At 70.0% G+C, this 13028-nt stretch carries 12 protein-coding genes; 5 read left to right on the forward strand and 7 right to left on the reverse strand.

Going from position 1 to position 13028, the window contains the following annotated elements; genetic code table 11:
* The first annotated feature begins 46 nt into the window (after positions 1-46).
* Positions 47-943: a hypothetical protein gene (locus tag ACWEOE_RS07375; RefSeq protein ID WP_452005199.1), complete on the forward strand. Its 897-nt coding sequence runs from the start codon at positions 47-49 to the stop codon at positions 941-943.
* A gap of 27 nt (positions 944-970) precedes the next feature.
* Positions 971-1501, forward strand: coding sequence for a GNAT family N-acetyltransferase (locus ACWEOE_RS07380; RefSeq protein WP_452005202.1), 531 nt, complete (start codon positions 971-973; stop codon positions 1499-1501).
* Between the two features lie 66 nt (positions 1502-1567).
* On the opposite strand, the gene ACWEOE_RS07385 is transcribed toward ACWEOE_RS07380, so the two are convergent.
* A complete protein-coding gene (locus ACWEOE_RS07385; RefSeq protein WP_452005205.1) occupies positions 1568-3280 on the reverse strand; it encodes a glycerol-3-phosphate dehydrogenase/oxidase in 1713 nt (570 codons plus the stop codon).
* A 155-nt stretch (positions 3281-3435) separates the two neighbouring features.
* Between ACWEOE_RS07385 and ACWEOE_RS07390 the strand changes: the two genes are divergently transcribed.
* Positions 3436-4383: an MIP/aquaporin family protein gene (locus ACWEOE_RS07390; protein WP_452005207.1), complete on the forward strand. Its 948-nt coding sequence runs from the start codon at positions 3436-3438 to the stop codon at positions 4381-4383.
* Between the two features lie 49 nt (positions 4384-4432).
* Positions 4433-5938 (forward strand): glycerol kinase GlpK, encoded by a 1506-nt coding sequence (gene glpK, locus ACWEOE_RS07395; RefSeq protein ID WP_452005209.1) that lies wholly within the window; start codon positions 4433-4435, stop codon positions 5936-5938.
* A gap of 243 nt (positions 5939-6181) precedes the next feature.
* On the opposite strand, the gene ACWEOE_RS07400 is transcribed toward glpK, so the two are convergent.
* From ACWEOE_RS07400 to ACWEOE_RS07420, 5 genes are all read right to left on the reverse strand, one after another.
* A complete protein-coding gene (locus tag ACWEOE_RS07400; protein WP_452005212.1) occupies positions 6182-6976 on the reverse strand; it encodes a VOC family protein in 795 nt (264 codons plus the stop codon).
* Between the two features lie 138 nt (positions 6977-7114).
* Positions 7115-7711 (reverse strand): class F sortase, encoded by a 597-nt coding sequence (locus ACWEOE_RS07405; RefSeq protein ID WP_452005215.1) that lies wholly within the window; start codon positions 7709-7711, stop codon positions 7115-7117.
* Positions 7712-7795: 84 nt separating this feature from the next.
* Positions 7796-8404, reverse strand: a complete 609-nt coding sequence (locus ACWEOE_RS07410) for a hypothetical protein (protein ID WP_452005218.1) — start codon at positions 8402-8404, stop codon at positions 7796-7798.
* A 230-nt stretch (positions 8405-8634) separates the two neighbouring features.
* A complete protein-coding gene (locus ACWEOE_RS07415; protein WP_452005220.1) occupies positions 8635-9084 on the reverse strand; it encodes a hypothetical protein in 450 nt (149 codons plus the stop codon).
* Positions 9085-9215: 131 nt separating this feature from the next.
* Positions 9216-10619: an NAD(P)H-quinone dehydrogenase gene (locus ACWEOE_RS07420; protein WP_452005223.1), complete on the reverse strand. Its 1404-nt coding sequence runs from the start codon at positions 10617-10619 to the stop codon at positions 9216-9218.
* 131 nt (positions 10620-10750) lie between these two features.
* Between ACWEOE_RS07420 and ACWEOE_RS07425 the strand changes: the two genes are divergently transcribed.
* Positions 10751-11203: a gamma-glutamylcyclotransferase gene (locus ACWEOE_RS07425; RefSeq protein ID WP_452005226.1), complete on the forward strand. Its 453-nt coding sequence runs from the start codon at positions 10751-10753 to the stop codon at positions 11201-11203.
* Positions 11204-11599: 396 nt separating this feature from the next.
* On the opposite strand, the gene ACWEOE_RS07430 is transcribed toward ACWEOE_RS07425, so the two are convergent.
* Positions 11600-12901, reverse strand: coding sequence for an amidohydrolase (locus tag ACWEOE_RS07430; protein WP_452005229.1), 1302 nt, complete (start codon positions 12899-12901; stop codon positions 11600-11602).
* Positions 12902-13028: the final 127 nt, after the last annotated feature.

Consider the following 13028-nt stretch of genomic DNA (forward strand, 5'->3'; position numbering starts at 1 on the left):
TGGGGCGGTCCCGGCACGCGCCGAGGCGACCTGGCACGCGACTCTGTTGCCACTGCCGGTGGGGCACGAGGACGCGACCGGGTTCGTGATGGGCACCGACGGACACGGGGGCTACACCGGCGACCTGGGGATCGACGGCACCTCGCAGGTCGTGACCTGGACGAACGGCCGGCCGACCGTGCGTGGCGTGCCCGCCGGGTACGAGTTCGCGTCGGTGCGGGATGAGAACGGCTCGGGCGTCGTGCTCGGGGACGCGAGCGACTACGACACCGGTCGCACCCGCGGATTCTTGTTGGACGACAACGGTTTTCACCTCGTACCCGACGTTGCCGGCTACGTGGGCAGCACCGTGCTGGCCCTCAACGATCGCGGCGACGTGCTGGTGAACCTCGTCGCCGACGACCCGGCCAAGGGTGCCGTCGGCCTGTGGCCCGCGGTCGGCCAGGGCTTGGTCGTCGTCCCGCACACCGGTGATTGGCCCGACGCCATGCACCTCGACAACGACGGCACGGTGCTGTTCCGCGACCACCTGTGGCAGGACGGGGTCACCACCCCGTTCAAGCTGCCGGCCGGCTACTCCACGGCCTTCGGGCTCGCCCTCCGCAATGGTGTGGTGGTCGGCTTCGCCAACCCGGACGGCCCGCCGCCGAGCCAGGCGTTCAGGTGGGTCACCCCCGACCGCCCCGAGCCGCTGCCCCTCGGAGACCAAGCGATGTTCGTCAACAGCACCGGGCTGAGCGCCGGGCAACTGCCCAACCCCACCACACCGAACGCCGGCGCGCCGTTCGCCTGGCAGGACACCACCCCGATCGGCAGGTTGTTGCTGCCCGACGGATACCGCGATGGCGACGTGCAGGCGGTCGGTGAAGACGGCACGATCACCGGAATCGTGTCCAACGGACCGCTCGACGAAGGTGGCGCACCCGTCATCTGGCAGCGCTGAGCACCACGTTCTGGTTACCCTCTTGACGTGGAACCCGTGGAGATCAACGCGGGCGCGTACTACCTGCGCCAACTGCGCGCGGACCGGCACCTCGACGACCGGGCCGCGTTGATGGAGGCGTTCGCCGATCCGGAGCACCGGCGGTACGTGCTGAACTACCGGCTGCGGACGCTCGACGAGGCCACCGAGTACATCGCCCTGCGCACCGCGCAGTGGGCGTGCGACGAGCGGTGCTCGTGGGCCGTCGCGGAGCCGACGACCGGGCGGCTGCTCGGGGAGGTCGGGCTGCGGGAGCTGGACCTGACGTTCGACACGGCCGAGGCGTCGGTCTGGACCCATCCCTCCGAGCGCGGCAAGGGCATCGCGAGCACGGCGTTGAGCGCGGCCCTGCGGTACGGCTTCGGCGGGCTCGGTCTGCAGGAGATCAGCTACCGGCACGAGGAGAGCAACGTCGTGTCCGCGTCGGTCGCGGCGCGGTGCGGGTTCACGCACGTGGGGCCGGAGCGCACGCCGGCGCCGACCGGCGAACCGCTCATCCGCTGGATCCGCAAGGCCTGAAACACCGGCAGTTCAACAGGGTGAAGGGCGTCCCGAGGAATTCCCCGGGTCGCCCTTCACCGCACGTCAGCTGACCGGTTCGATGATCCCCGACCGGGCCTCGGGCGCAGAGGCGCGCAAGGCGTCGGCCGACTCGTCCGTGGGCTGCGACTGTGACTCGCGTTCGGCTTCCACGCGCGCGGTGTACACGTCCACCTCGCGCTTGACGGTCTCGGCCGACCAGCCCAGCACCTCACCGACGAGCCGCGCGACCTGCTCGGCGCAGTCGACGCCCCGGTGGGCGTACTCGATCGAGATCCGGGTGCGCCGCGCGAGCACGTCTTCCAGGTGCAGCGCGCCTTCGTGGCTGGCGGCGTAGACGACCTCGACACCCAGGTAGTCGGGCGCGGAGTCGATCGGCTTGAGCAGCTCCGGGTGGCCGTCGGCCAGCGCGAGGACCTCGTGGACCAGCGAGCCGTAGCGCTCGAGCAGGTGGCGCACGCGGTACGGGTGCAGGCCGTGCTGCGCGGCCAGGTGGTCGGCCTGGTTCACGAGCGCGTGGTAGCCGTCGGCGCCGAGCAGCGGCACCTTGTCCGTGATGGACGAGGGCGGCCGGCCCGGCAGGTCGACCACGGCGGCGTCGACGGCGTCGGCCGCCATCACGCGGTAGGTCGTGTACTTGCCGCCCGCGATCGCGACCAGCCCCGGCGCCACGCGCGCGACGGCGTGCTCGCGCGAAAGCTTCGACGTCTCTTCACTCTCCCCGGCCAGCAGCGGCCGCAGCCCCGCGTACACACCCTCGATGTCGTCGTGGGTGAGCGGGGTGGCCAGAACTGTGTTCACGTGATCGAGGATGTAGTCGATGTCGTGCTTCGTGGCCGCGGGGTGCGCCAGGTCCAGGTGCCAGTCGGTGTCGGTCGTGCCGACGATCCAGTGGTTGCGCCACGGGATGACGAAGAGGACGGATTTTTCAGTGCGCAGGATCAGCCCCGACTCCGAGACGATCCGGTCGCGCGGCACCACGATGTGCACGCCCTTGCTCGCGCGCACGCGGAACCGGCCGCGTCCGCCCGAGAGCCGCTGCAGCTCGTCGGTCCACACGCCGGTGCAGTTGATCACCGCGCCGGCCTGGATCTCCGTCTCGCGCCCGTCCTCGACGTCACGCACCCGCACGCCCGAAATCCGGTCGGCTTCGCGCAGGAAACCCACGACCTGGGTCGAGGTGCGCACCACCGCGCCGTAGTGGGCGGCGGTGCGGGCCACGGTCATGGTGTGGCGGGCGTCGTCGGACTGTGCGTCGTAGTAGCGGATGCCACCGATCAGGGCCGACCTTTTCAACGCCGGCACCATCCGCAAAGCACCCGCCCGGGTGAGGTGCTTCTGGCCCGGCACGGACCGCGCGCCGCCCATCGTGTCGTACATCAACAGGCCCGCGGCGGTGTACGGGCGCTCCCACCCGCGGTGCGTCAGCGGGTACAGGAAGCTCACCGGTTTCACCAGGTGCGGGGCCAGCTTCGTCAGCATCAGCTCGCGCTCGTGAAGCGCTTCACGAACCAGCCCGAACTCCAGCTGTTCCAGGTAGCGCAAGCCGCCGTGGAAGAGCTTGCTCGATCGGCTCGACGTGCCGGACGCCAGGTCACGGGCCTCGACCAGCGCCACGCGCAGCCCGCGCGTCGCGGCGTCGAGTGCCGTCCCGGCGCCCACGACGCCGCCGCCGATCACGACCAGGTCGAAGGTCTCCTTGCCGAGGCGCTGCCAGGACTCCTCCCGCGCCGCCGGTCCCAGCTTCGCTTCCGTCACCGCGGCTGCCCTCCTCGCGACTGGCTGTTGTGCACCCCTCCAGCATTGCACGACTACCGAGCGCACCGCTCGGCCTGGAAACTTGTCCGTTCCGACGAGGCAGAGCAGCATGGTAGGCCTCGGCGCAAGGAGGCGTCGTAGTGAGAGGGGAAGCGATGAGCGAGCAAATCTCTCAGAGGTCAAACGGTTGGAGCCGACTGCGCTCGAACATTGGCGGCGAAATGCTCGCCGAGTTTCTCGGGACAGCCGTCATCATCCTGCTCGGCTGCGGCTCGGTCGCGGTCGCGGTGGTGGGTCTCCCCGGATCCGGCCGGCAGTCGGTCGATTTCGGTCCGGCCAACTGGCTGATCATTGCCTTCGGCTGGGGCTTCGCGGTGATGTTCGCGGTCTACATGGCCGCCGGTATCAGCGGCGCGCACCTCAACCCGGCGGTGACGCTGGCGTTCGCCGTCCGGCGCAAGTTCGCGTGGGCCAAGGTGGGGCCGTACTGGTTGGCGCAGGTGCTCGGCGCACTGGCCGGGGCCGCAGTGGTCTACGCCGTGTACCACGACGCCATCAACGCCTTCAACGCCGCGCAGAACCCACCACTGTCGCGACCGGACTCATTGGGCACGTTCTCCATCTTCGCCACCTTCCCGGCCGAGTACTTCGGGAACGGGGTGTGGGGACCGCTGCTCGACCAGATCGTCGGCACCGCGATCCTCGTCGGGATCATCGCGGCGCTGATCGACACCCGGAACAACGCCCCCGAGAGCAACCTGGGGCCGGCCCTGATCGGCTTCGTGGTCGTGGGGATCGGGCTGTCGTTCGGCACGAACGCCGGTTACGCGATCAACCCCGCACGCGACCTCGGACCGAGGCTGCTGACGCTGTTCGAAGGGTGGGGGAACAAGGCGTTCCCCGGCAACGGCGAATGGTTCAGCAACTACTGGTGGATTCCGATCGTCGGACCACTCGTCGGCGGTTTGGTCGGCATCCTGATCTACGACCTGCTCATCGGCCAGGTCCTCACGGCCCGGGAGAAGGCCGGCGAGTTCCTGCCCGAGCCGGGGCGCGTCCCGGCCGACGAATCGGCGCCGAGCCAGCGGACGGCCGCCGAATGACGGGCGAGTCCAGCGTTCCGATGGAGCCCGCCAGACCGAGGGAGCAACGATGACTTCGTACGTAGCCGCGATCGACCAGGGCACCACGTCGACCCGCTGCATGATCTTCGACCACTCCGGCCGGGTGGTGGCCGTCGACCAGCGTGAGCACGAGCAGATCTTCCCCAAGGCCGGTTGGGTCGAGCACAACGCCGAGGAGATCTGGGAAAACACGCGCGCGGTCGCCGGTGGCGCGGTCGCGAAGGCCGACCTGCACACGCGGGACATCGTCGCCGTCGGCATCACCAACCAGCGCGAGACGGCGCTGGTGTGGGACCGGACCACGGGCCGGCCGGTGTACAACGCGATCGTCTGGCAGGACACGCGCACGGACAAGGTCGTCGCCGACCTCGGTGCGCTCGGCGGTGGGCAGGAGCGTTACCGCCAGAAGGTGGGCCTGCCGCTCGCGACGTACTTCTCGGGCCCGAAGATCAAGTGGGTCCTCGACAACGTCGAAGGCGCCCGCGCCAAGGCCGAGGCCGGTGACCTGGTCTTCGGCAACATGGACACGTGGGTCCTGTGGAACATGACGGGCGGCGTCGACGGCGGCATCCACGTCACCGACCCGACGAACGCCTCGCGCACCCTGCTGATGGACCTCGACACGCTGCAGTGGGACGCGGACATCGCCGCGGACATGGGCATTCCGCTCTCGATGATGCCGGAGATCCGCTCCTCGTCGGAGGAGTACGGCAAGGTGCGCGAAAAGGGTGCACTCGCGGGTGTGCCGATCGCCGGGATCCTGGGCGACCAGCAGGCTGCGACGTTCGGCCAGGCCTGCCTTTCCCCCGGCGAGGCCAAGAACACCTACGGCACCGGCAACTTCGTGCTGCTCAACACGGGCACTGAAAAAGTCATGTCGGACAACGGGCTCCTGACGACGGTCTGCTACAAGATCGGCTCGAAGGACACCGTCTACGCGCTCGAGGGTTCGATCGCCGTGACGGGTTCGCTCGTGCAGTGGCTGCGCGACAACCTCGGCATGATCTCGTCGGCGGCGGAGATCGAGCAGCACGCCAGCACGGTGGAGGACAACGGCGGCGCGTACTTCGTGCCCGCGTTCTCCGGCCTGTTCGCCCCGTACTGGCGCTCCGACGCCCGCGGCGCCATCGTGGGCCTCACGCGGTTCGTGAACAAGGGCCACCTCGCGCGCGCCGTGCTCGAGGCCACGGCGTTCCAGTCGCGCGAGGTCATCGACGCCATGAACGCCGATTCCGGCGTGCCGCTCAAGTCCCTCAAGGTCGACGGCGGCATGGTCGTGAACGAGCTGCTCATGCAGTTCCAGGCCGACATCCTCGGCGTCCCCGTGATCCGCCCGGTGGTCGCCGAGACCACCGCCCTGGGCGCGGCGTATGCGGCCGGCCTGGCCGTCGGGTTCTGGGAGTCGGAGGACGACATCCGCAAGAACTGGGCTCAGGACAAGCAGTGGGACCCGTCAATGGACGAGTCCCGCCGCGAGTCGGAGTACCGCAACTGGAAGAAGGCCGTGACGAAGACGTTCGACTGGGTCGACTGAGCCCGGCCGGGCCCGGCCCTCGCCCTTCTGGGTGAGGGCCGGGCTGATCTTTTTCAGGCGCGGTTGTTTTCGGGCGGTTCATGAGCGCCGAGGTCGTCCGGCGGGGTCGGCTGGACCAACCTGGCGGCCCTCAGGCGAGGACCGAACCGGGCGGATGCGATTTCTCGCCGTTCCAGCCGTTCAGCGTCCCGAGCCCGGCCCTCACCTTTCGGGGTGAGGGCCGGACCGGTCAGGCGCCCGGTTTCAGGCGCCCCAGCCCTCCCGCGTGCCGGACTGTTCGTTGGGCGCCATCAGCTGGAACGACGCACCCTGGTTGTCCTTCGCCATGAGCATGCGGCCGAAGGGCGTGTCCACCGGGTTCTCGACCACGGTGCCGCCCAGTTCGGGGATTCGGGCGGCGGCGGCGTCGACGTCGGAGGACCAGAAGTAGGTCATCCAGCCGGGTTCGTAGTCGCCGGTGGCCTGGCCGATGCCGCCGGTCGGGCGGCCGTCGATGTCCAGCGTGGCGTAGGTGAACTGGTCGGTGGAGATGTCGTTGAACGTATAACCGAACACGCTGCCGTAAAAAGCCTTGGCGGCGGCGAAGTCGCGGGACATGTCCTCGTTCCACGCCGGCGCGCCCGGCGCCAGCGTGACCTGCGTGCCGTAGTGGCGGCCCGCCTGCCAGAGGCCGAACACCGCGCCCGTCGGGTCGGCGGCGATGGCCATGCGGCCCTCGGCCATCACGTCCATCGGCGGGGCGATGACCTGCCCGCCGGCCTCGACGATGGCCGCCACCGTCTTGTCCACATCGGACACGCTGAGGTACGTGGTCCACACGGCCGGCGTGCCGGCCTGCTCCGGCGGGGTCTCCCCCACCCCGGCCACCGGACGGCCGGCGAGCAGCGCCATGCCGTAACCCCCCGTCTCAGGACCGCCGAACTGCACGTCCCAGCCCAGGAGCTCCTGGTAGAACCGCGCGGCGGCGGTTCTGTCGGGCACCATCAGGTCGACCCAGCACGGCGTGCCGTCGGGCCAGCGTTCGTCGCGGAACAACATCGTTTCTCCCCATGGATCTGTCGCGGAGTTGTGCCTGTGGTCACAGTCTCGCACCGACCCCCGACAGTTTTGCCTGCGTCGGCTCCGCCGAACGCGTGCGCGGCTCAACGACCTCCCACCACCAACGAGCAGGGGCGATCAATTACCGCCGGCCACCAGTCGCGCGTAGACGATCACGTTGTCCACATAGTTGTGTGCCGACCGGTCGAACACCCCGCCGCACGTGATCAGGCGCAGCTCCGAATCAGGAGTGTCGCCGTACACGGCGTCGCTCGGGAAGACGTCCTTCGGCACCTGGTCCACCCTGGTCACCACGAAGTGCGCCGTGGTGCCGTCGGCGCGCGCGATCGACACGTCGTCACCCGGCGCCATGTCCTTGAGGCGGAAGAAGATCCCCTCGTGCTTGTTGCCGTCCACGTGCCCGAGGACCACGGCCGGGCCGCGCTCCCCCGGCGTCGGCGAGTACTCGTACCAGCCGGCCTGCAACGGCGTGCTCAACGGCGGCACCTGCACGGTGTTGTCGGCGTTGAGCCCCAGCGGCACGAGCGTGGAGCGCGCACCGATCTTCGGGATGTCCAGCGAAACCGGCTTCGACTTCGGCAGCACGGCCGACTCCGCCACGGGCGCCGGCGAATGCGGGACCGGCGCCGAACCGACCGGCGCCGGCGGCGCGGCACAACCGCCCAGCAGAGCCGCAGTCACCAACGCCAGCGCGGCGAACCTCTTCCTGATCACGTCTCCCCCTTCGAGCGTGCGGTCCTCACCCCATCAGGTGACTGAGTGCGGTCGCCGGAGGGGTCCCTCCGGCGACCGCCCGCCTCAGCCGCGCTGCCGCCGCGTCGGCGCCATCCCCGCACCGCCGACGGCGAGCACGCCCATCGCTCCCGCCGCCACCGCGAGCCCGGACGACGAGTCGCCGACCGGACCGTCCGTGCCACCCGTCTGCGGCGCACCCACCGGCACCTTGCTGACCTGCTTGGGGGGCGGCGTCACCGCTCCCTTGGCCGGCAGCACCTTGAAACTCTGCGCGGCCTTGATCTCCCCGCACACGAACGTCACCGCATACATGCCCGGCTTCGCGTCCTTGTCCACCTTCCCCAGCGCCTGGTACACGGGCACGGGGTCCAGCTGCTGCGGCGAACCGACCGGTTCGAGCGCCTCGAACGTGATCACCGGCGACGAGAGCTTCTTGCTCGTCCCCACCGCGCACCCGGCCCGCACGGTCACGGTGTCGCCGCCACGCCCCGCGCGCGGCATGACCAGGAGCGTCGCCCGGGGCTTGTCCGGGTGGTCGCTCGTGGGCGGCACCGGCGAAGTGGTGCTCGACGGCGGCGTGGGCGTCGGTTTGGTGGCCTCGGCCGCGAAGGCCGGCGCCGCCGAAAGCAACCCGGTCGCGAGAATTGACGAAACAATCACAATGCGTTTCATGAAATTTCCCCTCAGCTGTTTTTCCGCAACGGAGCCAGCGGATTCCGCAACCCCGCGAGCACAGTTCCCCCTGCTTCGCGGCCGCGCTCCTCCGACACCATGAAGACGCCTCTGACCTGCACTGGGTTGCCAGCAGGGGTAACAATTCGGGCACACCGGGACCTCGGCCCGGCACACACGAAAAAGCCGCCGGAAACGAATTCCGGCGGCTTTGTTCGCAGTCTTGAAAGCTATTCAGCCAGGCTTCCGTCGCCGGCCTTCGCCGCGCCCGCGGGAACCTTGGTCACCTGGGCGGCCGGCACCGAGAACTTCGCGGTGTAAGTCTTCCCGCCACACGCGACCGTGAGCGGGTAGTCGCCGGCGGCGGTGCCGGGCGCGAGCTCGGCGTCGGCGGACACGGTGGCCTGCACACCGATGAACGGGCCGAAGTCGTAGTTCCCGAACTTCAGCACGGGCGAGCTGAAGGTGGTCGAACCGACATTCGCGCCGGGGCAGTCGGCGAGCGCGACGTTGTCCTCACCGCGCTGGAAGTGGTTCACCAGCCCGGGCATCGCCGGCGTGTCCTGGTTCAGCTGCACGGTCACGGCCGGCGCCGCGGGGGCCGGACCGGTGGGAGCGGGCGCGTGCCCGCCGGTCGCCGCCACTGCCTGGCCGGCCACCGCGATCGTCCCGATCGCCATCGCCGCAACGAAAACCGCCCTCTTGCGCACCCGCTGGCCCCTTGTCGTGCGTCGTCACATCAGCCTGTCACCGCACAAGACGCGACGAACCACGCCGGGTTGCGCGGGAACCGGAAATCGGTCGAGATCGATCAGTCGAGATCGTCGTGGCGCATCAGCTGGCGCCCGGCCTCGGTGATCGAACCCGACAGCGACGGGTACACCGAGAACGTGAGCGCCAGGTGGTCCACCGTCAGCTGGTTCTGCACGGCCAGCGCGATGGGCAGGATCAGCTCGCTCGCCGTCGGCGCCACGACGACCCCGCCGACCACCACACCCGTTGCCGGGCGGCAGAAGAGCTTCACGAAACCGCGGCGCAGACCTTCCATCTTCGCGCGCGCGTTGGTGGCCAGCGGCAGCATGATCGTGCGCGCGGGCACCTCGCCGGAGTCGATGGCGTGCTGGCTGATGCCGACGGTCGCGATCTCCGGGTGCGTGAACACGTTGGCGGCCACGGTTTTCAGCTTGATCGGCGCCACACCCTCACCCAGCGCGTGCCACATCGCGATGCGGCCCTGCATGCTCGCGACCGACGCCAGCATCAGCACGCCGGTGCAGTCACCCGCGGCGTAGATGCCGGGCACGCTGGTGCGCGACACGCGGTCGACGGTGATGAACCCGCCGGGGCCGGGCTCGATGCCCACGCTGTCGAGGCCGATGCCGGCGGTGTTCGGAATGGACCCGACGGTCATCAGCGCGTGGCTCGCCTCGATCACGCGGCCGTCGGCGAGGTGGACCGCCACGCCCTTCTCCGTGCGCTCGACCCGCTCGGCGCGCGCGTGCTTCGCGACGGTGGTGCCCCGCTGCGAGAAGACCTCTTCGAGCACCGCGGCGGCGTCGGCGTCCTCGTGGGGCAGCACGCGGTCGCGGCTGGACACCACGGTGACCTTCACGCCCATCTCGGTGTACGCCGACGCGAACTCGGCGCCGGTGACACCCGACCCGATCACGACGAGGTGCTCGGGCAGTTCGGTGAGGTCGTAGAGCTGGCGCCAGTCGAGGATGCGCTCGCCGTCGGGCACGGCACCGGGCAGCACACGCGGGGTGGCGCCGGTGGCGATCAGCACGACGTCGGCCTGCAGCGGCTCGGTGGTGCCGTCGGCGTGGGTCACGGCGACCTTGTGGGTGGCCAGGCCCGGCTCGTCGTCGCAGAAGCGGGCGGTGCCGTTGACCACACGCACGCCTTCGCGCTGCACGCGGGCGCGGATGTCGGCTGACTGCGCGAGCGCGAGACCCTTCACCCGGCCGTGGACGGTGGGCAGGTCGACGCTCGTGTCGGCGATGTCGGTGTTGATGCCGAGCTCACCGAGGTCGTGCATCTTCGCCAGCGCGCCGGAGGACGCGATGAACGTCTTCGAGGGAACGCAGTCGTAGAGGACACAAGCGCCGCCCAGGCCGTCGCGCTCGACGATCGTCACGTCGGCGCCGTGCTGCGCGGCGACCAAGGCGGCTTCGTAACCCGCCGGGCCCCCGCCCATGATCACGATCCTGGTCACCTGAGGTCCTCCTCGATACGCGTGTGGGCGGTGGGTCCAACGGTACGCGGAGGGGTCTTTCGGCAAGCGAAGTGGCCGGACACGGCATGTGCATCCGCTCGTGCGCGGAGTGGGTCGCTAGGCTGTCGCCCGTGCCGTTGTATGCCGCTTACGGATCGAACATGGAGCCCGCCCAGATGCTGGAGCGCGCCCCGCACTCACCGATGGCCGGCACCGGCTGGCTGGAGGGCTGGCGGCTGACCTTCGGGGGCGAGGACCTCGGCTGGGAAGGTGCGCTGGCCACGATCGTCGAGGACGCCGCTTCGCGCGTGTTCGTGGTGCTCTACGACGTGACCCCGCTCGACGAGACCGGGCTCGACCGCTGGGAAGGCGGCGAGCTCGGCATGCACAACAAGATCCGCCTGCGGGTCCAGACCATGGACGGCTCGGCGCTCGCCTGGCTGTACGTGCTCGACGCGTACGAGGGCGGCCTGCCCTCGGCCCGCTACCTCGGTGTGCTCGCCGACGCAGCGGAGGCCGCCGGAGCGCCCGCGGACTATGTGGATGACCTGCGCACCCGGCCGTGCTCCGGGATCACCGGTTGACCACAGCCCTGTGGACAACTCGGCGGATTCCCGCGCCGACCTGGGCATCGTGAACAGCGTTCACCATTGGCCGGTAAACGCCTGACACTGTTTCACCTTTCTGGCTTGCGACGCTTTGTTTCGCGGCCGTCGGCGGAGTTGTCAAAGGTGCTTGATGGTCACCGCAACTCGTTGGCGCGTAAGTAAAAACTGCCGTTTCAACGAATACGGTCATCGTGGTGCGCCGGGTGGCGACCACCCGGGGTGAATGGGCCGTCCGACAACTCAGTGAGAGTTCACAAGACCGGGTGAAATAGGTGACCCCAGGGCTTTGCGCGGACGCAAAAACCACCCGCTCGAGTTGTCCACAGCTTCGCGGCGCTGTGGATAACTCGAGCGGGTGAACCTGTGGACAACTCAGGCCAGAGTGGCCAGCGCGGTGTGGACCAGCGTGCGGACACCGACCATCAGCGCCCGCTCGTCGAGGGTGAAAGTGGGGCGGTGGATGTCGGACTGCGTGGCCGGCGGGCCGGGCCACACACCGAGGCGGGCGAACGCCCCCCGCACGTGCTCGAGGTACCAGCCGAAGTCCTCGCCACCGGAGGACTGCTCGGTGCCGGCGAGACCCTGCTCACCGAGCGCGGCTTCGACGCCCGCGCGCAGCAGCGCCGTGGACTCCGGGTCGGAGACCACCGGGGGCACGCCACGGCGGTAGTCGAGCGAGAACCCGACACCGATGGGCGCGAGCAGCGACTCGACCGACGACGCGACCAGCGGCTCGAGCGCCGTCCACACCTCGTGGTCGGCCGTGCGCAGGGTGCCGCGCAGAACGCCGTCCTGCGGCACCGCGTTGGCGGCCTGGCCCGCGTGCACCGCGCCCCACACGAGGACGGTGCCCGAACGCGGGTCGACGCGACGCGACAGCACCGACGGCAGCGACGTGATGACCGTGCCCAGCGCGTACACGAGGTCCGCGGTGAGGTGCGGCCGCGACGTGTGGCCGCCGGGCGAGGTGAGGCGCAGCTCGATCAGGTCGGCGGCCGAGGTCAGCGCGCCGACGCGGGTGCCGATCTTGCCGACCTCGAGCCGCGGGTCGCAGTGCAGACCGTAGATCCGCTCGACGCCTTCCAGCGCCCCCGCCGCGATCATGTCCAGCGCGCCGCCGGGCATGACCTCCTCGGCGGCCTGGAAGATCAGCCGCACGCGGCCGGGCAGCTCGGGCGCGCCGGCCAGCGCGCGGGCCGCGCCCAGCAGGATGGCCGTGTGGGCGTCGTGGCCGCACATGTGGGCCGCGCCCTCGACGGTCGAGGCGTAGGGCAGCCCCGTGTCCTCCGTGAGCGGCAGCGCGTCCATGTCGGCGCGCAGCGCCACGCAGCGCTCGCCCTGGCCGATGTCGCACACCACGCCCGTGCCGCCGGGCAGCACCCAGGGCTTGAGGCCCACGGTGCGCAGCAGCGACACGACCAGCTCGGTGGTCGCGAACTCGTGCCGCGACAGCTCCGGGTGGGCGTGGATGTGCCGGCGCCACGCGAGCACGTCGGTGACGTTGGCCCGCAGCCAGTCGTCAAGCCAGAACGGGCCACGGCCCGCACCGAGATCGTCCACAGGTGCCATGCTGACCCCGGCCTCGGTGATCAGCGCGGTGGGCGCCTCGATCGGGTTGGCGACGCGACCCTGGGGGTCGCCTGGAACGTCCGGACGTGAATCCAACACGGTCACGCCGCACCTCCTCCCGCAACACGGAGGATGCCGGGGGACCCGCACCGTGCTGTTCGATCTGTCGTACGCATTTGCAGATGATCGTGCACCATGCAGGTGGCAAGCCGCGCACCTCGACGAGGGACCC

This window comes from Amycolatopsis sp. NPDC004368, from assembly GCF_053602515.1.